Raw genomic sequence first — 21,349 nt, 5'->3', positions numbered from 1 at the left:
GAATCTATGAAAAATCTAACGTTGTTAATCTTGGCTTTGCTACCGACATTAACTTATGCAGATACCTTCACATTCGGTATTGTTCCTCAGCAATCTGCAAGTAGACTCGCGCAGCAATGGACCCCAATACTCGCGAAAATAAGTCAAGAAACGGGTCACACCATCATCTTTGAAACCGCGAAAGATATCCCTATGTTTGAGCAGCGTCTTGCTAGCGGTGACTATGATTTTGCGTATATGAATCCATTCCACTTCGTTACTTTCAACAATAGTGTTGGCTATAGTGCGATGGCCAAAGCTAAAGACAAACGCCTAAAAGGCATAATGGTAGTGCGTAAAGATAGCGGGATTACAAGCTTGGAGGAGTTAGACAACACTACCCTTGCCTTCCCCGCTCCTGCAGCGTTTGCGGCAACGTTACTAACACAAGCTGGCCTGAAACAAAGAAACGTTCATTTTGAACCTAACTATGTCTCTTCACATGATTCGGTATACCTTTCTGTGGCCAAGGGCTTTTATCCGTCTGGGGGTGGTATTATCCGAACCTTCAACGCACTAGACCCGGATGTTAGAGACCAGCTTACTCCTATCTACACCTCTAAGGGTTTCACTCCTCATGCTATCGCCAACCACCCGAGAGTTGACTCAGAGGTGGTACAAAAAGTTCAAACCTCCTTTGTTCAATTAGCCCAGAACGAAGAAGGAAAAACGTTACTTTCCCCGCTAAGGATTAAAGCTTTTGAAACTGCGGTTGATGTCGACTGGGATGATGTTCGTGCACTGAATATTAAACAGAAAGACACCATGCCCATGACCGTAAATAAGGATCAATAGTTACGGTAGGTTTGGATAAAGCGCTACGGTAAGGATACGCTGATGACTTTTAGAACAAAAACGATCATTGGGATTGCCTCTATAGAAATAGTGATGCTTATGGCTCTTGTCATAAGTGCAATGTCATTTCTGTCGGATTCTAATGAACAGCAGCTTATCAAACGTGCGCAGGCAACTTCTCAACTGTTTGCTCGTGCAACCAAAGACGCAGTGCTATCCACTGATATCGCAACATTAGATGATATCGTAAAGGAGATCATGACGATCGAAGATATCGTCTATGTCAAAGTAGAGCGTAATGAAGTCTTGCTGAGTAGCGCCGGGTCTACAGACTATTTCAGTAAAGATATTCAGGTTGATACGAACTTATCCAACGTAGATGATGGAATATTCGATACGTATTACCCAATTGAAAGTGATGGACTAAAGTACGGCTCAATTTCAATTGGGTTCACAACCTCTTCGATCAATTCGATGCTTACAGATGCTAAGAAAACCATCAGTTCAATTGCCTTGATAGAGGTTATTCTTGTTGCCATCTGCTCCTTCATTTTAGGTACTTATCTAACTAAACATTTGTATCAGCTTTCGTTTGCGGTAAAAAAAGTGAGAACGCAAGGACCAGGTTTTCAGCTGAAAATAAAAAGTGACGATGAACTTGGTGATGTAGTCAACGCATTTAACGACATGTCTACCTCTTTGTCTAAAAACTACACGGACATCAAACAAGCGAGAGAACAAGCCGAGCAAGCGTCTGAGTCTAAAAGTCGATTTTTGGCCTCTATGTCTCATGAGATTCGAACCCCTATGAACGGTGTTCTTGGCATTTTATCGTTACTTAAAGAGACCAAATTAACAAAGGATCAAAGTCATTTAGTTAATACCGCTTCAACATCGGGCGAACTACTTTTATCTATCATTAATGACATATTGGACTTCTCTCGCATGGAAGCCAATACGCTCATTCTTGAACAAAAAACCTTCTCTCTCCAAGAGTGTATCCATAGCACCATTGATAGCTTTGAGCCGAGTGCCAACGCGAAAAATATCCAGCTTGTTACTCCTTATCAACCTGACCAACCCGTGATGGTGGTCGGCGACGTTCACCGCTTTCAACAAATCTTATTGAATTTGATCGGTAATGCGATCAAGTTTACTTCCGAAGGCAGTGTCATCGTTAATGTTGAGACTAATGAAACAGAAGATAATATGGTAGAGATTACATGCCAAGTTGCCGATTCTGGGATCGGCATTGAATCTAACGCAATGAGCTACCTATTTGAAGAGTTCACCATGGTGGATCAAGGATATTCAAGACGTCGTGACGGTTCAGGGCTCGGCCTCGCCATTTGTAAACACCTAGCAAAACTCATGGATGGCAACATATCAGCAAGCAGTGAGGAAGGTGTAGGCAGTACCTTTACCTTTTCGGTAATGTTGGAAAAAGCATCAAATTCTGGAGAAGACAATCGTTCTGGTTCTTCTTCGGTGACGTTAAATCCTAAAATTTTAAGCAGCCGTATTCTAGTGGCCGAAGATAACAAAGCGAATCAACTCGTTATCGTTAATATGTTTAAAAATGCTGGGATGACTATTGATATCGCGAACGATGGGAATCAAGCTGTCGAAATGGTAAAAAACAATGATTATGACTTCATCTTTATGGATATCTCTATGCCAGAAAAAGATGGCCTGCAAGCATGTTCCGAAATAAGAAGCTTACCTAACACTCAAAAAGCGTCTGTGCCAATCGTTGCGCTGACTGCGCACGCACTTGCCGGAGATAGAGAGCAGTTTTTAAATCAAGGTATGGATGACTACCTTGCAAAACCTATAAGAATGTCACAGATCGCTGATATGTTGCACCTTCACCTTGTTACCAAGCAGGAGCATGCTATTGAGTGCAAACCTAATACAGTGAAGGTATCTGAAAATAGCGAGCCTACAACTTCAGATATTCAGGCAAGCGGTACTTCTGACGAACCATATGCAACAGAGGATTGTGAGGCTCTGGACGATCACAAAAATCAAATAGCCAATCAGGCACTAACGGAAATTCAAGAATCTGATCTGGTTGATGAGCAAATCCTTGAACAAATGGTTGAAGATACCTGTGCCGAAGTGATGCCAATGTTGATCGAACACTATATTGTAGAGTCTGGAAACCGCATAAAACTGATTCAAAAAGCTGTTGTGGAACAAGACCTATCGAACCTAGAGTTTGAAACTCACACCTTGGGCAGTTCCTCGCTCGCACTTGGGAACCGTCGCTTATCTGTGTTAGCGAGGAAAGTCGAAAAACTGTGTTCTGAGCAACAATCTGAGCTGGCGTTTTCTAAAGTCGATGAGCTAGTAGTTCTTGCTAAAGAATCTATGAATGCTATCGAGAAACGAAGAGAGCGAGGTTTCAATTAGGCTATGCGCTGCGGCTTATTGCTCACTACCCCAATCTCTTCTTTCACTCCTCTGCTTACTCCAACCACATACCTGACTATTGCCTCTTTCATTAAGCAGGCAAGGTTTAGTCAATGACGTTCATTACTATTCAATGCATTTTACATGCAAATTGTAGGGTTTAGTGACTTTTCAAAACAAGTAGCACACAAAATAATCACGTTATGTGACTCAGTCTAATAAAGCACATTGTAGATTGAGTCAAAGGTGGAATTCACAAGAATATTCCCTAAGATTATATACAGAGGTGATTTTTGACGAATTTGTAATAGTTTGACAATGTTATCTGATGATTCTGTGTAACACCTTATTTACTGTTATTTAGACTCATCCTCCCCTTTGCTCAAATGGTTTAAATTCAACGGAAAGGATCGCCAAAGAGCAATTTAGATAGTCAACTTACCTTGACTAGCTCAGTTGTATTATTAAAGAGAAAGGAACCTCAATATGAAATACAAGTTAAGCTCCCTATTTTTGTTAGTTGCAGCAGCCAGTGGTAATGCTAACGCAGGAGAATGTGGCAGCGTAACAATCGCAGATATGAACTGGAACTCTGCAACTTTAATCGCCAACATTGACCAATTCATCTTAGAACATGGTTATGGATGTGATGCCGAACTTATCCCTGGCGACACTATGCCAACCGGCACTTCAATGATAGAAAAAGGCCAACCTGATGTTGCTCCAGAACTTTGGAGTAATAGCCTAAAAGACGCTCTCGACAAAGGTGTGCAAGAAAAGCGCCTTCGCTACGCGGGTAAAGCACTTGTTAACGGTGGTGAAGAAGGCTTCTGGGTACCAGCTTACCTAGTGAAGCAATACCCCGAGATGGCGACCATCGAAGGCGTGCGTAAAAACGCAAGTATGTTTAAACACCCTGAAGACCCTGATACATCCGCATTCTACAGCTGCCCAGCAGGTTGGAACTGTCAAATCAGCGCCGGTAACTTGTTTGAAGCACTTAATCTAGAAGACAGCGGTTTCACCATTGTAGATCCTGGTTCGAGTGCCGGTTTATCTGGATCTATCGCGAAAGCTTACGAACGCGAAGAAGCTTGGTTTGGTTATTACTGGGCGCCAACCGCGGTGTTAGGTAAATACGATATGGTCAAAGTTGACTTTGGTAGTGGCGTGAATGAACAGGAGTTTTTGAACTGTACCACTAAGGAAGACTGTGAATCCCCTAAAGCGACCATGTACCCACCTTCACCTGTCCACACAATCACCACTGAAAGTTTTGCATCACGCGCACCTGAAGCGTACGACTACTTCACTAAGCGTGGTTTCACCAACGACAAAATGAATTCTCTGCTTGCATGGATGGAAGACAACCAAGCAGACGGCGAAGAAGCAAGCCTGCATTTCTTGAGTGAATTCCCTGAAGTATGGCACCCATGGGTTTCTCAAGAAGTGGCTAAGAAAGTTGAAGCACAACTGTAACCATTTGGCTTTCAAAGTACTCACGTTTAACAAGTACTTCCGCTTAATAAGTAAGTACGCTTCAACAATAGAACAGAAATAACGTCGCTATACTTGATGTTATTCATGATTCGGTGCCCTTTTTCATTCGCGGTCATCTCATCGCATGAAAATGTGGCTCCGAACTATAAGGATATAAAATGGCTGACAGCAATTGGTTATCAAGCTTTCCAGAAATGGAACGTGCTGATTTACGAACCATAAAAAAGACGCTAGATGGCGCATACCGTGAATTTTCCCGTGAATACGGTGAAATGATTGAATCTCTCTTTGACCCTCTTCTTTCATTCCTTGTCTGGTTTGAAAAGCTCCTTATTTCAACACCTTGGATTATCGTCCTTGCTGTGTGTACAAGCCTTGTTTATGCCGCGAGCCGTTCTTGGAAGCTGGCTTTGGGTTGTGTGGTTTCGTTGCTTCTCATTGGTTACTTTGGCATGTGGGAAGACACTATGCGAACGCTCAGTATCATCACTGTGTGTACCTTGGTTTCAATATTATTAGGCATTCCGATTGGCATTGCGATGGCTCGCTCAAATCGAGCTCAATCTATCGTTACACCGATGCTCGATATCATGCAAACCATGCCAGCGTTCGTTTACTTAATCCCAGTGGTAATGCTACTCGGCATCGGTAAGATTCCGGGGCTGATCGCCGTAGTTATCTACGCTATTCCGCCAGTAATTCGTTTAACCAACCTAGGTATACGCTTAGTCGATAAAGAAGTCCTTGAAGCCGCTACCGCATTTGGTGCCAGCAAGAAACAACGCTTATGGGGTGTTCAACTTCCTCTAGCGATGCCTACAATCATGGCAGGTATCAATCAAACCATCATGATGGCACTGTCTATGGTTGTTATCGCATCAATGATCGGTGTTAAAGGCTTAGGACAACCGGTTCTTAAATCCATCACAAACCAATACTTCACGTTAGGCTTAATGAATGGTTTCGCCATCGTTGCCCTCGCAATTCTTTTTGACCGCGCTTCACAAGCTTACGCGAAAAGAACGAATGCACATTTAGGAGGATTCAAGCATGACTAAACCATTGATTGAGATTAGTGGCCTGTACAAAGTGTTTGGACCAAAACCTTTATCTGTGATGAACCGAGTTCAGAACGGTGAACACAAAGATGACATTCTCGCTGATACCGGGCATACCGTTGGTTTGAAAGAGATTAACCTTGAGATCAACCGTGGTGAGATCTTCGTTATCATGGGGCTTTCTGGTTCGGGTAAATCGACCTTGATTCGACATTTCAACCGTTTGATTGACCCGACACAAGGTAAGATCATGGTTGAAGGCATTGACGTCATGAGCCTCAACACCAAACAGTTGGAAGAATTCCGTCGCCATAAAATGTCGATGGTATTTCAACGCTTTGGATTAATGCCTCACCGCACCGTCGTAGAAAACGTAGCATACGGGTTGGAAGTTCAAGGCATTAAAAAAGAAGACCGTTTAGCGAAAGCCAACGAATGGTTAGAAACGGTGGGTTTGAAAGGTTACGGCAAGCAATACCCTGCCCAACTTTCAGGAGGTCAGCAACAACGTGTCGGCCTTTCTCGCGCTCTGTGTACTAACGCTGAAATATTGTTAATGGATGAAGCCTTTTCTGCGCTTGACCCTTTGATCCGGAGTGAAATGCAAGACCAGCTTATCGAGCTTCAAGAGAAGCTTCATAAGACAATTGTTTTCATCACTCACGATCTGGACGAAGCACTCCGTCTAGGCGATCGAATCGCTATTTTGAAAGACGGCGAGTTAGTACAACAAGGCACACCACACGAGATTCTACTTAACCCTGCAGATGACTACGTAGAAGCCTTCGTTAAAGATGTAAACCGCGCTCGTGCATTGACCGTTGAAACGGTTATGCAGCCTCCTCTCTATCGAATCACCTCAGAAACGATTGAAGGTGCTTTGGCACAAATGAAGATGCTGAAAAATGATTACGCTTATCACGTAACCGATGATGGCTATCAAGGCTTAGTGACTCAAGAGAGCCTGCAAGACGCTGTTGAAGATGCATCGGTACATGACTTCAGCGAAGAGATATACGAAGAGGTTCCTGCCATTTTACCTGATGCCGTGATTGAAGAAGTATTGCCAGAGACTATGTCTTGTGACTACTCCCTTCCTGTTGTCGATGAAGACGGTAATCTAAAAGGTGAACTTGAAAGAAGTGCCGTTGCAGATATCTTCTCTGAGAATAGTGAGGAGGAAGAAGTTAGCGACGACCCAAAGCTAAAAGTTGACAAGGCATCATAGCCAAAGGCGGCTTTTGCGCGTAAGGCTTTTTATAGACAAATTTGAGCCAGTAAGATTCGAGCTAGAAAAAACCGTTGTGAGACTTAGTCACAACGGTTTTTTTGTGCCCTTTTGTGCATCAAAACACATAGCTGGATAATGAAAGCTCCTTTAAATCAGTGAGTTAAATTCCAAACTTCACTCGTTCATTTATAGCTTCACATCTAATTATGTTTTGTATTTTAAGGCAAGCAGTTGAAATTATTCTAAAAAATGACTAAAACTAAATAATAAAGTTAAAGCATTGGTTATAAATATTAGCATCGAGCTAACGTACTCTCCTAACGAGACAATAAAAGGATTTAGTGTGACGAATTCAGCCTTACCCTCAAACACTCCTATAATTGCGAGTACACCAAACAACAGCAAGCAATTTGAAATAGCTCTAGTTGATGAAAGCATCTTAGAACAAATGATTATAGACACGAGTGTCGAGGTCATGCCGATTTTAATTGATCACTATGTGCAAGAGTCACAAAGACGCATTGCTGCAATTAAACAAGCCGCGCTTAGCCAAGATTCTGAAGCACTTGAATTTGAATTGCACATATTAGGAAGTACGGCACTTGCGCTAGGGAACCGACCTCTATCAGATCTATCTCGCGCGCTAGAAAGACAGTGTTTAGAGAGCCAATACGATGCTGCATTTAGCCAAGTTGATGGTTTACTCGTATTAAGCAACCGTTCAATCCAAGCACTGATAGACAGAAAGAACAAAGGGTTTGGCTAGGCCCTTCTATATTTTCTGTGCTGTCTTGATTTACACGTTCAGTATCGGCGGTAGCAATACTCAAAGAGACACCCGAGATGCAACATGAAGACACCAAGCTAGTTTGATAATGGTTGCATGCGGTAGGTAACAATTAAATACAATGAGTATTGATGCAATTTTACCTCCATGCTATTGATTAGTTAGGATAAAGTTTCAAAAAGGAATTTTACAATGCGCCCTAAAGTATTGTTAGTTGAAGACTCCACCTCACTTGCTGTTCTCTACAAACAGTACGTCAAAGATGAACCCTACGATATTTTCCACGTTGAAACCGGCGCGGAAGCTAAGACCTTCATTGAAAGGCATTCACCACAGCTTGTTATTCTCGACCTTAAGCTACCTGACATGCCAGGCGAAGAAGTCTTAGATTGGATTAGTGCGAACGAAATACCAACCGCCGTCATCATTGCAACTGCACATGGCTCTGTAAACATCGCGGTAGACCTAATCCAACGCGGTGCGGAAGACTTCTTAGAAAAACCCATTCAAGCCGATCGACTCAAAACCTCTGTTCGCTTGCATCTAAAAAGAGCGAAACTTGAAAATATTGTCGATAACATGCAAAGCAAGTTCGATCGTGATCGCTTTCATAACTTCATCGGCTCTTGTCTACCCATGCAGGCGGTTTACAAGATCATTGATTCGGTAGCACCAACCACTGCTAGCGTGTTTATTAACGGTGAAAGTGGTACGGGTAAAGAAGTATGTGCAGAGGCTATTCATCAGGAGAGCCAGCGTAACGGCAAGCCCTTCGTTGCCATTAACTGTGGCGCTATCCCTCGAGACCTAATGGAGAGTGAAATCTTCGGTCATGTTAAAGGGGCGTTTACCGGTGCGACAACCGACCGTAAAGGTGCTGCAATGCAAGCGCATGGTGGCACCCTCTTTCTCGATGAGCTTTGTGAAATGGAGCTGGAGATGCAGAAGAAGCTCCTACGATTTTTGCAAACTGGTACGTTTACACCACTCGGTGGTAATCGTGAGATTAAAGTTGATGTCAGAATTATCTGCGCAACCAACCGCGATCCACTAGTTGAAGTAGAAGAAGGACGTTTTAGAGAAGACCTTTACTATCGTGTTCACGTCGTGCCTATTGAGATGCCACCACTTCGTGAAAGAGGAGGTGACATTGTCACTCTATCTAATCACTTCTTAAAGCTCTACGCGAAACAAGACAAAAAGAAGTTCAAATCAATAGACAAAGAAACGCAAAACCTACTTAAACGTTATGCGTGGCCAGGAAACGTGCGTCAGTTGCAGAACATCATCCGTAATATCGTAGTGTTGAATAATGAAACGAGCGTAACCATAGATATGTTGCCCCCTCCGATTAATAAGGTGGATGCAACAATAGATTCGAAATCAGTAACGCCAATTCGAGTACCAACGCCCCAACCTGCTGTAGTAGAAACACCAAAAACTAAGTTGCCACCAATAACCCCAGAAGAGCTTGAGCAAGCTACTACGCCAAACGAGCAATCTGTTACGTTAAATGACCAAGCTGCTTTTTCAGATGGACAAGAGTTAACGACACCGGCCTTCACTACTAGTAACGGTAGTATTCGCCCAATGTGGCAAATAGAGCGCGAAGCCATTCAACACGCCATCAATTATTGCGATGGGAATGTGTTAAACGCTGCTGTGCTGTTAGAGCTTAGCCCTTCTACGGTTTATCGTAAGAAACAGGCTTGGGAATCGGAAGATGAGTACAATCAAGCCTAACCTAGGTGTACTCAACGTAAACCTTCACGAGATTTGGCTGTTAATCGACAGCCAAACTTTTGGAGGTATAGAAACGCATGTTTTAGAACTAGCACAAGGCCTGATATGTGAAAGCACTCAGTATTCAGATGCTGTTCGAATCGTTCTTTTGACTAAATTTGCCCCTGAAGCGATCATTGTTGAAAAGTTGAATGCACTGAACATCCCTTTTAGTTACCTCTCCGATTTAGCCTCATGCTCTGCAGATTTAAGCGGCAATAGCGCGACACAACTTAAACGTGCAGTTCAACATTTTCAGCCAAGACTTATACATGCTCATGGTTACAAAGCCAGTTTAGTCAGCAAGCTAATAAAGCTCCCACCTCGTTTTAACAACACCAAACAAATCACCACTTATCACGCAGGTGAAACCCCAACAGGCAAAGTATGGCTTTATGACTGGCTCGACCGTTACAGCAGCTTTCTTTCTGATCAGTCGCTCGTGGTCAGTGAGAAGATTAAAGCGAAAGTACCGAGTAAGACCTATCAATTGAATAACTTTGTTAAAGTTCCAAACGGATTAACAAGCTCCCCTTCATCAAGCCCATTCCATGTTGGCTTTGTGGGTCGATTAAGCCATGAAAAAGCGCCGGATCGATTTGTCGCATTAGCCAAACAGTTTCCCGATGTTCGGTTTGAGCTTTTTGGTGACGGACCAGAAATGGACGCCTTAACTAAATCACAGCCTGATAATGTTACCTTTCACGGTCATCAAACCAATATGGACGACGTCTGGAGCCAAATCGATCTGTTAATCATCCCTTCACGCTTTGAAGGCTTACCTATGGCGGCATTAGAAGCCATGATTCGTGGCATTCCCGTTCTCGCCAACTCAGTTGGCAACTTACCGCAACTCATCGAGCATCAAGTTAACGGCTACCTTGCCAATTCAAAAGCCGAGCTAGAACAGTTTTTATCTTTGTGGATATCATTGACGAGCGAACAACGTGACTCTCTCAAGAGTAACGCGATAAAAACCGTCAAAAGCCAATACTCACCGCAAGCTGTTGTCCCGCAGTTGTTGGAGATCTATCAACTCGACCGCTAAAACGAGTCGTAGTCAGGAATTGGTCACTTTGGCTTAACGATTTGGGCATCCGAGTCAGTTTTATAGTGATTCTCAAAATGAAAAACCTCAACTCAAAACTAACACCCCTCTGTAATGTAGCTTTAAATCAGTAACTTAAATAAAATGCATAACTGGCACTCGCTTTGCAATATTTAACATCAGGCGTCGCTACGCCTTAAAAAGTTTGCGAGCCGAGTCATGAAGAGTTTATTTGCGAATAGAGGTAACAATGATTAACCCTGAAGCCAATAGATTGCCAGTCATCATTACGATCAGTGCCTTGTGTGTTGGCCTTGGTGTTGTTTGGTACTTTGTGCCTCATCCTGCTGTAATTGTAGCGCTAGCTCTTGTGCCATTAGCCGGATTATTCGTTTTAAACAAGACATTTTGGTTAGTGTTACTGTTCGTTGTCTTTTCATTTTTCCGAATTCACGAAGCCATACCTCAACTCTATTCACTAAAAATACCGCTTATGCTCTCACTAGGCGCTCTATCAGCCCTACTTTGGCATGCATTAATCAGTAAAGAGCTTAAAATTTTCTGGCACCCTTGTTTAAATTGGCTCGCGATATTCTGGGGTTTGGTCTTCATCGGTATTATCTTCGCGTCTAACAGACCTATTGCTTTGGCAGAATTCAAAGGTGTGTATTGGAAAATAATGGTGATGACCCTTGCTATTGTTTGGCTAGTTAACAGCGCAGAGTATTTGGTCAAGACTTCGACCGCTATTATTTGTGCAGGATCATTAGTCGCCGGCATCGCGATTAACAATTCAATCCATGGTATTGGCCTAGTTGAAGGTAGCCGCGTAACAATAGGTCGTGATTTTGGCTCAATGTTAGGCGACCCGAATGACCTCTCTCTAGTTCTTATGTTCCCACTCGCCTTTGCTATCAGCCAAGTGGTCACGACGGGAATTCCACTTTCAAAACGTATCATCAGTGTCGGTGTAACGGTACTTTTACTTGCTGCAGTCATTGCCACACAAAGCCGTGGTGGCCTGCTTGGCTCGCTTGCTGTTATCGGGATATTTGCATTTAAAGTGATTCGTTCAAAATCACTGCTGATTACTTTGGGGGCAATAGGAGCGATTGGTCTTTACTTTGTCGCAGGGATTTCAGATCGAGCATCAGGCGGCGCGGCTGAGCAAGGAGTCGACGAGTCTGCGATGGGGCGGATTTACGCGTGGGAAGCTGCTTTCAAAATGGCACTAGACAACCCATTAACCGGAGTCGGTTTAGATAACTTCTTTTCCAACTACTTCTTCTACAGTCCTCACTGGGATGGTTTAAATCACGCAGTTCACAGTACTTGGTTCGGCGTACTCGCTGAAACTGGATTTCTAGGACTGATCATATTTGTGATACTGATTACCTCGCTGATCAAAACGATACGCTTAACACTCAAACAACTTTCAGAAACCACCAACACAGTAGACCCAAATCTTAATGCTGCTGCTTACGCTGTATATGCAGGGTTAATCGGCACCATCGTCTCTGGTACTTTCCTGACACAAGGCTTCAATTGGCCTATTTATATACTCTCAGCACTGGTTGTTGCTATTGCGAACATCTCTCAAACTGCCTGTCAAAAAGAGAAAATCTAAAGACACATTCGTAACCAATTGAAAATTAGAAACTTATTAAATGGCACAGTATATGAAAGTACTTCTATATAACAAAATTGAGGAGTTTCATTATGACGTCAGTATCTATACATCAATTCAAACATTGGCTTAAGTTTCACCCCAATTCTCGAATTAGAAATGTGTTTTTCATTTTGAAAAATATAAGAAGCGCAGAACTACCAACTCCAAAAGTCTTTAATCGCTGCCTGTACCAAGGTCACAAGCTTGTCGTGAATATGGTGTCTGGCTTTACTCGATTCTTCTACTGGACACCAGCTTTCAAAGGTCGTGTCGCTCAATGTGGCAAACGTCTCTATTTGTATGGAGGCCTCCCTTTCGTTAGCGGCCCAGTACAAATTTCGATTGGCGACAACTGCCGTATCTCAGGCCACACGACATTTTCGGGCTGTACACAGCCACTTGAAGGCTTGGAACATCCATTACTGTCTATCGGTAATAATGTGGACATTGGCTGGCAATCCACGATTGCAGTCGGAGGTAAAGTCATTATCTCTGACAATGTACGTATCGCAGGCGGCGCTTTCTTATTTGGATATTCTGGCCACCCACTTGATGCAAAACGTCGAGCACAAGGTGAAGGCGATGACCCTCAGCAAATAGGCGATATTATTCTTGAACCCGATGTTTGGCTAGGCACCAATGTCACCGTTAAAGGCGGAGTGACCATAGCCGAAGGAACGGTTGTTGCAGCCGGAAGCGTTGTTACCAAAAGCATTCCACCGTTTTCAATCGCTGCAGGTAACCCTGCACGAGTCGTCGGTCACATTAAGTCCGTAGAAATTACCGAATCTGATGTATTCGATTCATTTGAAACTCGCGGAGGTGACCATGCGTGATTTAATCGTATTTGGTGAAGACTTTGGTGGCCTACCTTCATCGACTCAACATTTAGTACGTCACCTAGCTAAACAGCACAAAGTATTATGGGTGAACTCTATCGGCCTAAGACAGCCAAAACTATCATTTAAAGACATCACTCGCGCCTTTAACAAACTGATTGGTAGAAGTAATGCGGTTACTCAAAACATGTTAGATTCCCAAAATACCATTGATACTTCCAACCACGGAAACATCACGGTCATCAATTTAAAGACCATACCTGCGCCTGCTTCTAAGTTATCGAGAAAGCTAGCTCAGCAAATGATGTTACGCCAGTTGAAGCCAATTATTTCTGAATTGAACCTTCATGCCCCCATCTTATGGACTTCGCTTCCGACCGCTGTCGATTTGTGCGGACATTTAGGCGAGTCATCTGTGGTTTACTACTGCGGTGATGATTTTAGCGCCTTGGCTGGTGTCGACCATGACACTGTAGCGCAACACGAATCTAAGTTGATCGATAAAGCGTCTCTTATATTCGCGGCTAGCAAAAAATTGATGGATAAATTTCCAAAACATAAAGCACACTTGCTACCACATGGTGTAGACGTCAACCTATTTTCGACACCAGTACCAAGAGCAAAAGATTTACCAAGCAGCCATCGTCCCATAGCTGGTTTTTATGGAAGCCTATCTAAGTGGCTTGATTACGACATGATTGAGCATGTTGCCACAGCAATGCCGGAATGGGACTTCGTATTCATAGGCCCCAATGAACTTGATACATTATCACTGCCTAAGCTTGAGAACGTTCACTACTTAGGTCCTCGTCCACACCACACGTTGCCAAGTTATTCTCAGCACTGGGATGTTAGCCTATTACCTTTTGTTGATAATGAACAAATCCGCGCATGTAGCCCATTGAAGTTGATGGAATATCTCGCAGCAGGAACGCCAATTGTCACGACCCCTTTCCCTGCAATAGCACCTTATAAAAGTTACGTAACATCAGTAGAGAGCGCTAGGCAGATGATTGAGGCTCTCGATCAAGCTCGTCATTTTGAAAACTCGCCAGTCTCTGTCGTCGCGAAAGACAGCTGGCAGAACCGCGGTAACTTCGTTCATTGGATGCTGGAGCTATTATGAATAATCTGAAATTGCGGTTATTGTCCATCTTGAATGCAATGTGGCGCCAGCGCTACGTAATCGTACTGCCTATTCTAATTTTGCCTTTTGTAGGGTTTGGGGTCAGTAAATTAGCCCCGACCAAGTATGACGCGCATACGAGTATGTTGATTCAAGAAACGGCCAAAATGAATCCATTTTTGGAAGACCTTGCCGTTTCAACCATGCTTAAAGACCGACTCAACGCATTAAGAACACTGCTTCACAGTCGACATGTTCTTTATTCTGTGGCTGACGAACTGCAATTGACCAGGTCAGATATGTCAGAGTTAGAAAAAGAAGAGATTATCACTGACTTATCGCAACGTTTATCTGTGATTCAGCTTGGAAAAGACTTTTTGAAGATCAGTTTAACCTCTCATACTCCAGTTGGTATGGAACAAACCCTTCGCTCGGTTAGTGAGCATTTCATTGAGCAATTGTTGGCGCCTGAGCGTTCTTCGATTGAAGACTCAAGTAACTTTTTGAAAATTCACATCGATAAACGTCATATCGATCTTGAAAAAGCAGAAGAAGCATTGGCTTTATACATGAACGAAAACATGCAATCGACACCAGAGGTACAAAGCCAAAGTCTAAACCGCTTAGCATCACTCAAACAGAATCTCGCTGAAAAAGAGGCTGAATTATCCGGTGTTGAAAAAAGCTTAGGGTCTATCGATCAACAGCTTTCTAAAACCAACCCAGTAATAGGTCGAATAGAAGACCAAATCATAGACATTCGTAGTGAATTGACATTACTGCAAGCAAAATACACAAATAAACACAGTGCTGTACAGGCTAAAGTTCGCGAATTAGACAGGCTTGAGAAAGAGAGAACGACTTTATTAGAAGTGACGCAACCTGCCATGAACAGCGACCAACTTTGGGACATCGCGAGTAGCGCTACACTGAACAAACTATCCAATACTCAACCACTTTTGGTCACCCAGCTACATAGTCTACAGCTGGTTCGTGCTCGCTTCGAATCGTTAACTGAAGAGACAAAAAGCCTTCGTACTATGATCTTTGAGTTAGAACACAAAGCCAATAACTTCGGTGAAAATGCAAAAGAGATGTATCGTCTTAAACGACAAGTTGAAATCAAGCGCCAACTATACGATGAACTGACTGAGCGTTATGAAATGGCTCAATTAACGGGCTCATTGGGCGTGTTCGAACAAAACAAGCGTGTAAAGATTATCGATTTGCCCTTCACTCCGAGTATGAAATCAAACATGCCTACATTTATCTTCATTCTGGCTGGATTCGCTGCAGGTATAGGATTGGGGATTGGCTTAGCTATAGTGTTTGAGCTGTTCGATTCTTCAATCAAGCGCAAAGACGAAATTGAAGATATCTTGGGTGTCCCGGTGATAACAGTGATCCCTAAAATGAGTTAATCAGCCTTTAAAGTAAGACTCTTGCTTAGGTTTACTTCCTAACAACAAACGCTAACACTCGCTTGGCATTTTTCTTTTCTAAAGCTCAGTTACTTCCTGAAATCGGGCCAAACCTGCTCGTTATATGCCATCAATTCTCGATTGTTATTTCCATTTTTATTTTTCCAATACCTAATCATTCATATTTTGTTTTGATTCCCATTTTGAGAAATCAAATACACACATCACAAAATCAAACTAAGCCATTGATAAATAGTGCATATTTAATTGGCACGACTCCTGCTATCTAACTGTGTAGATAAGCGCTTTAACCGAATAGCTTAAAGCGAGGCGTCAGAAAGGAAAAAGAATAGTAACTAAGGCAGGGACCAAATTATGAATAACCAGTTAACGAAGCATGGCAAAAAGATCATACACGTTGTTCAGCACCTTGCTCCAGGAGGCTTAGAAACTTTGACGTTAGATTTGTTGCGCCTTGCTAAACCAACAGACCAAGTGTTGATTGTGAGTTTAGAAGGCACAAAACAAGAGTCGATAAACAACTGGCCTAAATTGGAACAGTACAAAAATCAAATCGTCTTCTTAGATAAAGCTCCAGGCGTACAATTCAATATCATCATCAAACTGATTAAAGCATTTAATGGGATTCGACCTGATGTGGTTCATACCCACCACATTGGCCCTCTACTTTATGCAGGCTATGCAGCTCGCATTACCGGAGTTCCAACTCGAATTCATACTGAACATGATGCTTGGCATTTAAAGAATACCAAACGTCGTCGCTTACAAGCACTAGCGTTACAGGCTGCCCAACCAACATTGGTTGCCGATGCAACACGTGTTTACAATCAACTGCGTTGTGCCTTTTCGTATAAGAACATCATCACAATTAAAAACGGTGTGGATTGTGAGAGGTTCAAACCGATGTCAAAAGCAGACGCGAGAGCAAAGCTCAACCTGCCTACTGACAAACACATCGTAGGTTGTGCTGGGCGTTTAGAGCATGTGAAAGGTCAAGACCAACTGATTAAGGCACTTTCCCTACTTCCGACTAACACCGTTGTCGTATTGGCTGGTGATGGTTCAAAACGCGTTCAACTGGAACAGCTTACTCACCGTTTGAATCTTAGTGATCGTGTGATCTTCCTAGGGCTAGTTGAGGACATGACCTCCTTTTACGGCGCATTAGATACTTTCTGCTTACCTTCTCGTCACGAAGGGTTACCACTTTCAACACTAGAAGCCCAAGCGTGCAATATTCCTACCGTCGCGATGAACGTCGGTGCTGTCGATGAAACCATATGCCCACTCAGTGGCACGCTCGTTAAAAGTGGCAGCGTTGCGGGATTAGCGAGTGCGCTATTAGAAAAACAAAATGAACGCTTTTTGTCACCTCGTCGTTACGTACTCAACAACTTCGACATTGTAAAAATGGTTGCCTCTTATAATGACATATCAAAAGGAGCTTACGCATGATCGATTGGTTGCTAGCGGGACTTTGCTTATTTTCTGGAGCGTTGATTGTATACCATCACGCAGCCTACCCTCTATTGCTGCGTTGGTACGCTAAAAGCCACCCAGCGCGCCACGTTGAAGAGAGCCATCGTTGTTACAAAGACGAACAACAAGATTGCACACTACCAACCATTACCATTCTTATTCCGGCATTTAATGAAGAGCAATGGATAGCGGACAAGGTTCGTAACCTTGCATCATTAGATTACCCAAAAAAGAAACTGCAAGTCATTATCGCTTGTGATGGTTGTACTGATAACACGGTGGAGATTGCACAAATGACCATTCAAGAAGCGATGTGCAGTGATATCCACTTTGAGATACATGACCACAAAGTAAATCGAGGTAAAGTCGCGACTCTCAATGACGAAGTGACACAGATTGCCAGTGACATTACAGCACTAAGTGATGTATCAGCCCTTATTTCACTAGATGCATTACTTATTGCAGCTGCTCATTTTGAAAGTGACAAGGTCGGTGTAGTGAATGCAACTTATCAACTGTGCCCAACAGGAAACGAAGGAGAGAACACTTACTGGCAGTATCAAACCGCAGTTAAAGAGTCAGAGGCTTCATTAGGCTCTAGCTTAGGGTCTCATGGCGCATTCTACTTGTTCAGAACACATCTGTTTGAACCGCTTCCCCTAAACACCATCAACGATGACTTCATACTGCCTATGAAAATTGTCAAACAAGGTTACGTCGCTGAATACGAAACCCAAATGGTGGCATTAGAGTTAGAAGAATCAAACCTAGAAACAGACTTCAAAAGAAGACTCCGTATCTCAGCTGGCAACATGCAACAAGCGATTCGATTATTTGGCTTATTTAGCCCTAAATTCAAAGGTATCGCATTTGCCTTCTTCTCAGGGAAAGGGCTACGCCTACTGACCCCATATCTAATGATCGTGTGCTTAGTGTGCTCAATCTTACTTAGCCACTACCTGGTATTTAAGGGATTACTTTTGGCACAAATTTCCGTTTACACCATTGGCGTACTTGGCTGCATATTGCCAAAACGTTTAGTGAACAAACCTATTTCATTAATCTCATACTTGATTGTTGGACACTACGCCAACTTCATTGGTGGCATTCGTTACCTAGTTGGGCTAGAAAATTCACCTTGGACACGAGCGAATCATTGAGGACTTATTATGATGAACATTGAACAGCTATCTAACCAAAAGCTATACCAATACAAAATCTCAAGAGCTAAACGTACGTTCGATTTCGTAAGTGCTCTGTTAGCTCTAATTCTATTGGCGCCTGTATTTCCTCTAATTGCGATGGCGATTGCACTCACGTCTCGTGGTCCTATTTTCTACCGCCAACTTCGCGTTGGTAAATCAACACCACAGAAAATGGAACTATTTGAAATCATGAAGTTTCGTAGCATGTACGAAGACGCAGAAACTCGCTCAGGTGCAGTTTGGGCAACCGCGAATGACCCACGAATCACACCGGTTGGTCGATTCTTGAGAAAGACTCGTCTCGATGAACTTCCACAACTGTTTAATGTATTAAAAGGTGAAATGTCTCTTATTGGTCCACGCCCTGAGCGCCCTACTTTTTACACCAAACTAGAGAACGAAATCCCTTACTTTGCGGACCGCACTTATGGCGTAATGCCCGGTATTACAGGGCTTGCACAAGTGAACCAAGGTTATGACACCTGCATCGATGATGTACGTCGTAAAGTAGGTTTTGATCACAGCTACGCACTGAGTCTATGTTCTATGAAATCTTGGATTGCCGCTGACCTCGCCATCATTTCTAAAACTATCATCGTAATGGTCGACGGACGAGGCCGCTAAAAAATATGGTCTAAGGTGAAATTACAATCAATCTCGTCCAAGGTGATAAATAGAGCAGTCTGTCCACTGTGAACAAAAAGCCAGCTTTGATAATGAATTATCGGCCGGCTTTTCTCTGTTTGATAACAAGCCAACTAAAAGAACGCTTCGATTTTAAAATCCAATTGATATACGATGCCAACATACTGTTCTAAAAACGATTAAATGCCGTTGTTATGAAAATCGAAGATCTTAAGCTGTTCACCACCGTTGTCGAGCTAGGTAGTTTCACTGCTGCAGCCAATGCTCTTGACCTTCCGCGAGCTAACGTTAGCCGTAGAATTAACGACCTTGAGAAGTCTCTCGGCATTCAATTATTCTTTAGAACGACTCGAAGCCTTTCCTTAACTAAAGCTGGCGAGCTCTATTACAAAGAACTGCTCAATGCATTAAGAGCACTCGACAAAGCAAACCATATTGCTTCCAACCTATCAGAAGTTGCACACGGACAAGTGAAAATAGGCCTGCTGCCTGAAACCAGCGACATCATGCAATCAACTCTATTTAAATTTCAAGATATGTACCCTAAGGTTGAGCTAGATATTCGCAATATTAGCAACGGTTTTGTCGACATGTACCGCCAAGGATTAGACCTGGCCATGCATGGCGGCACATTGAGTGACGCTAACGTAGTTGCACGTAAAGTCATGGATCTCCAACGTATTTTTGTCGCAAGTCCTGAATTTTTAGAGAAAGAAGGCAAGCCTTCAAGCTTAAGAGAACTCGCCAATTACCCATTTGTTTGCTTTAGGTGGCCAAGTGGTGACATCGACAAGCAATGGGACATCAAAGATCACATCATCAAAGTCGAACCTTCGGTGGTGAGTGACAGCATAGGCTTCGTAATCGGCGGTGTAATACGTCACAGAGGCATAGCATTGCTGCCAGAACTCTTGGTACGACAACAACTCAAAGGTGGAGCCTTAATCAACCTATTCCCCAACGAGGAGCTTCAAAAAGAAGAAGCATGGCTACTCTACCCTCAACGCAAAGCGTTAAGTCACTCTGCTCAACTTTTGATTGATTTTCTATTACAAGAGCTTCCAAATCTATAGATATTGTAATGAATATTATGACAGTGTTTCGCGAATAGACTAGATTATCTAAACCTAACTGAAAGATAGAATTACTCCATAAATTGACAGGAGTAATCCATGAAGCCTATTTCTCAACGTTTGTCTATCTTTGAACAGACACCTATCCTTAAACATACGGTCATCGCACTAAGCCTGATCTCTCTTTTTGGCTGTAATGACTCTGAGGCGACGCTCCCTCAGAAGCAAACGCGACCAATTCAAGTGATTCAACTTGAGCTTCTTTCTCATCAGATCGAAAAATCATTCACGGGCAAATTGCAATCATCAGAAACGGCAGGAGTGGCGTTTCGTGTACCTGGTACTATTCAAAATATGATGGTCTCGGTTGGCGATTCAGTAAAGAAAGGCCAACCGTTAGCACAACTCGACCCGCATGATTACCAAGTGGCATTGGAAGAGTTACAAGCTCGTTCTCTTGAAGCAAAATCTGCACACAAGCTAGCTAAGGCTGAACTTGGTCGAGTGAAACAAGCGATTGATGACAACGCGATTGCCGATGTTAATCTGGATCGTGCTATCAGCGGCTATGAAAGAAGTGAAGCCGCGGTTAAAGTGGTTGAACAGAACATACGCCGCGCAAAAGATTCGATTCGTTATACACAACTGCTTGCGCCATTCGACGGCGTTGTAGCGGCATCTAACTTCGATCAGTTCGAACAAGTCCTGCCGGGTATTTCAGTATTCACCATCCACAACCCTGATCAGCTTGAAGTTAAAATCCAAGTCCCAGAAAACTTAATTCATAAATTCCAACCGAATCAGACCGCTGGTATCAACTGGTATGGCTCAGAGGAAAAACTGATTGGGTACGCCACTGAAATTGCCACATCTCCTCACCCTATTAAGCAGACCTACGCAGTGACTTACCATCTAGAGTCAGCCGACAAATCTGTGTTGCCTGGCAAAGCCGTCACACTCACGACTCAACTTGGCGAACCAACCAATAATTTCTGCTTACCGTATTCAGCGATCGTGAATCCATCGGGTATCGAGCAAGTGTTCACCATTCAAAATGAACAAGCTCATGGCGTGACTGTAGACGTGGTTTCAATGTCTCAAAATACCGTGTGTGTAGAATCTATGCTCAACGATGGCGATTTCGTCGTGGTGAGTGGTGCTCAATACGTCATGGAAGGCCAACACTTCTCCGACATTCAAGTTAAGAGTCTATAGG

General features: G+C 43.1%; 16 protein-coding genes and 2 pseudogenes. All 18 read left to right on the top strand.

Translation table 11 applies throughout. The annotated features are described in order from the left end of the window. Window positions 1–6 precede the first annotated feature (6 nt). The 18 genes and pseudogenes from L4C44_RS03075 to L4C44_RS02990 all read left to right on the top strand — a co-directional run bounded on the left by L4C44_RS03075 (window position 7) and on the right by L4C44_RS02990 (window position 21,348). Window positions 7–834, top strand: a complete 828-nt coding sequence (locus L4C44_RS03075) for a phosphate/phosphite/phosphonate ABC transporter substrate-binding protein (RefSeq protein WP_428804339.1) — start codon at window positions 7–9, stop codon at window positions 832–834. A gap of 42 nt (window positions 835–876) precedes the next feature. Continuing rightward, window positions 877–3,249 (top strand): response regulator, encoded by a 2,373-nt coding sequence (locus L4C44_RS03070; protein ID WP_146491560.1) that lies wholly within the window; start codon window positions 877–879, stop codon window positions 3,247–3,249. Window positions 3,250–3,735: 486 nt separating this feature from the next. Beyond that, complete coding sequence (locus tag L4C44_RS03065; RefSeq protein WP_146491559.1) at window positions 3,736–4,728, top strand: ABC transporter substrate-binding protein; 993 nt, start codon at window positions 3,736–3,738, stop codon at window positions 4,726–4,728. Window positions 4,729–4,907: 179 nt separating this feature from the next. Continuing rightward, window positions 4,908–5,807 (top strand): ABC transporter permease, encoded by a 900-nt coding sequence (locus tag L4C44_RS03060; protein WP_086711345.1) that lies wholly within the window; start codon window positions 4,908–4,910, stop codon window positions 5,805–5,807. Continuing rightward, window positions 5,800–7,035 (top strand): quaternary amine ABC transporter ATP-binding protein, encoded by a 1,236-nt coding sequence (locus tag L4C44_RS03055; RefSeq protein WP_146491558.1) that lies wholly within the window; start codon window positions 5,800–5,802, stop codon window positions 7,033–7,035. The genes L4C44_RS03060 and L4C44_RS03055 overlap by 8 nt, the downstream gene beginning before the upstream one ends. A gap of 346 nt (window positions 7,036–7,381) precedes the next feature. Next, the gene (locus tag L4C44_RS03050) at window positions 7,382–7,804 is read left to right on the top strand and encodes an Hpt domain-containing protein (RefSeq protein WP_409994450.1); all 423 of its coding nucleotides are present in this window, start codon (window positions 7,382–7,384) and stop codon (window positions 7,802–7,804) included. A gap of 213 nt (window positions 7,805–8,017) precedes the next feature. Beyond that, a pseudogene (locus tag L4C44_RS03045) lies at window positions 8,018–9,308 on the top strand (sigma-54-dependent transcriptional regulator); the annotation flags it as partial. Window positions 9,309–9,376: 68 nt separating this feature from the next. Then, window positions 9,377–9,568, top strand: a pseudogene (locus tag L4C44_RS03040) (helix-turn-helix domain-containing protein); the annotation flags it as partial. After that, the gene (locus L4C44_RS03035; RefSeq protein WP_146491556.1) at window positions 9,549–10,655 is read left to right on the top strand and encodes a glycosyltransferase family 4 protein; all 1,107 of its coding nucleotides are present in this window, start codon (window positions 9,549–9,551) and stop codon (window positions 10,653–10,655) included. The pseudogene L4C44_RS03040 and the gene L4C44_RS03035, both read left to right, overlap by 20 nt. 250 nt (window positions 10,656–10,905) lie before the next feature. Beyond that, window positions 10,906–12,282, top strand: a complete 1,377-nt coding sequence (locus L4C44_RS03030) for an O-antigen ligase family protein (RefSeq protein WP_146491555.1) — start codon at window positions 10,906–10,908, stop codon at window positions 12,280–12,282. Between the two features lie 92 nt (window positions 12,283–12,374). After that, window positions 12,375–13,160 carry an acyltransferase gene (locus tag L4C44_RS03025; RefSeq protein WP_428804338.1) on the top strand — a complete coding sequence of 262 codons (786 nt, stop codon included), beginning with the start codon at window positions 12,375–12,377 and terminating at the stop codon, window positions 13,158–13,160. Continuing rightward, entirely contained in the window at window positions 13,153–14,289 is a 1,137-nt protein-coding gene (locus tag L4C44_RS03020) for a glycosyltransferase (protein WP_428804337.1), read from the top strand. The genes L4C44_RS03025 and L4C44_RS03020 overlap by 8 nt, the downstream gene beginning before the upstream one ends. Beyond that, window positions 14,286–15,710, top strand: a complete 1,425-nt coding sequence (locus L4C44_RS03015) for a GumC family protein (protein WP_146491552.1) — start codon at window positions 14,286–14,288, stop codon at window positions 15,708–15,710. The genes L4C44_RS03020 and L4C44_RS03015 overlap by 4 nt, the downstream gene beginning before the upstream one ends. Window positions 15,711–16,085: 375 nt before the next feature. After that, window positions 16,086–17,186 carry a glycosyltransferase gene (locus tag L4C44_RS03010; RefSeq protein WP_428804336.1) on the top strand — a complete coding sequence of 367 codons (1,101 nt, stop codon included), beginning with the start codon at window positions 16,086–16,088 and terminating at the stop codon, window positions 17,184–17,186. Beyond that, window positions 17,183–18,370 (top strand): glycosyltransferase family 2 protein, encoded by a 1,188-nt coding sequence (locus L4C44_RS03005; RefSeq protein ID WP_146491550.1) that lies wholly within the window; start codon window positions 17,183–17,185, stop codon window positions 18,368–18,370. Before L4C44_RS03010 ends, L4C44_RS03005 begins: the two co-directional genes overlap by 4 nt. 9 nt (window positions 18,371–18,379) lie before the next feature. After that, on the top strand, window positions 18,380–19,039 hold the full coding sequence (locus tag L4C44_RS03000) for a sugar transferase (protein ID WP_060982013.1): 660 nt from the start codon (window positions 18,380–18,382) through the stop codon (window positions 19,037–19,039). Window positions 19,040–19,254: 215 nt separating this feature from the next. Next, on the top strand, window positions 19,255–20,133 hold the full coding sequence (locus L4C44_RS02995) for a LysR family transcriptional regulator (protein WP_428804335.1): 879 nt from the start codon (window positions 19,255–19,257) through the stop codon (window positions 20,131–20,133). Between the two features lie 99 nt (window positions 20,134–20,232). Continuing rightward, entirely contained in the window at window positions 20,233–21,348 is a 1,116-nt protein-coding gene (locus tag L4C44_RS02990; protein WP_428804334.1) for an efflux RND transporter periplasmic adaptor subunit, read from the top strand. The last annotated feature ends 1 nt before the right edge of the window (window position 21,349 follow it).

It is taken from the genome of Vibrio satsumensis, assembly GCF_050337435.1.
Lineage (GTDB): Bacteria > Pseudomonadota > Gammaproteobacteria > Enterobacterales > Vibrionaceae > Vibrio > Vibrio satsumensis.
Note: the sequence above shows the minus strand (reverse complement) of the source record. Positions and strands in the feature narration are given on the sequence as shown.

Excerpts from the sequence above, each read along its gene's own strand:
- L4C44_RS03075 (WP_428804339.1), top strand. The coding sequence starts at position 7 with ATGAAAAATCTAACGTTGTTAATCTTGGCTTTGCTACCGACATTAACT.
- L4C44_RS03070 (WP_146491560.1), top strand. The coding sequence starts at position 877 with ATGACTTTTAGAACAAAAACGATCATTGGGATTGCCTCTATAGAAATA.
- L4C44_RS03065 (WP_146491559.1), top strand. The coding sequence starts at position 3,736 with ATGAAATACAAGTTAAGCTCCCTATTTTTGTTAGTTGCAGCAGCCAGT.
- L4C44_RS03060 (WP_086711345.1), top strand. The coding sequence starts at position 4,908 with ATGGCTGACAGCAATTGGTTATCAAGCTTTCCAGAAATGGAACGTGCT.
- L4C44_RS03055 (WP_146491558.1), top strand. The coding sequence starts at position 5,800 with ATGACTAAACCATTGATTGAGATTAGTGGCCTGTACAAAGTGTTTGGA.
- L4C44_RS03035 (WP_146491556.1), top strand. The coding sequence starts at position 9,549 with ATGAGTACAATCAAGCCTAACCTAGGTGTACTCAACGTAAACCTTCAC.
- L4C44_RS03030 (WP_146491555.1), top strand. The coding sequence starts at position 10,906 with ATGATTAACCCTGAAGCCAATAGATTGCCAGTCATCATTACGATCAGT.
- L4C44_RS03025 (WP_428804338.1), top strand. The coding sequence starts at position 12,375 with ATGACGTCAGTATCTATACATCAATTCAAACATTGGCTTAAGTTTCAC.
- L4C44_RS03020 (WP_428804337.1), top strand. The coding sequence starts at position 13,153 with ATGCGTGATTTAATCGTATTTGGTGAAGACTTTGGTGGCCTACCTTCA.
- L4C44_RS03015 (WP_146491552.1), top strand. The coding sequence starts at position 14,286 with ATGAATAATCTGAAATTGCGGTTATTGTCCATCTTGAATGCAATGTGG.
- L4C44_RS03010 (WP_428804336.1), top strand. The coding sequence starts at position 16,086 with ATGAATAACCAGTTAACGAAGCATGGCAAAAAGATCATACACGTTGTT.
- L4C44_RS03005 (WP_146491550.1), top strand. The coding sequence starts at position 17,183 with ATGATCGATTGGTTGCTAGCGGGACTTTGCTTATTTTCTGGAGCGTTG.
- L4C44_RS03000 (WP_060982013.1), top strand. The coding sequence starts at position 18,380 with ATGATGAACATTGAACAGCTATCTAACCAAAAGCTATACCAATACAAA.
- L4C44_RS02995 (WP_428804335.1), top strand. The coding sequence starts at position 19,255 with ATGAAAATCGAAGATCTTAAGCTGTTCACCACCGTTGTCGAGCTAGGT.
- L4C44_RS02990 (WP_428804334.1), top strand. The coding sequence starts at position 20,233 with ATGAAGCCTATTTCTCAACGTTTGTCTATCTTTGAACAGACACCTATC.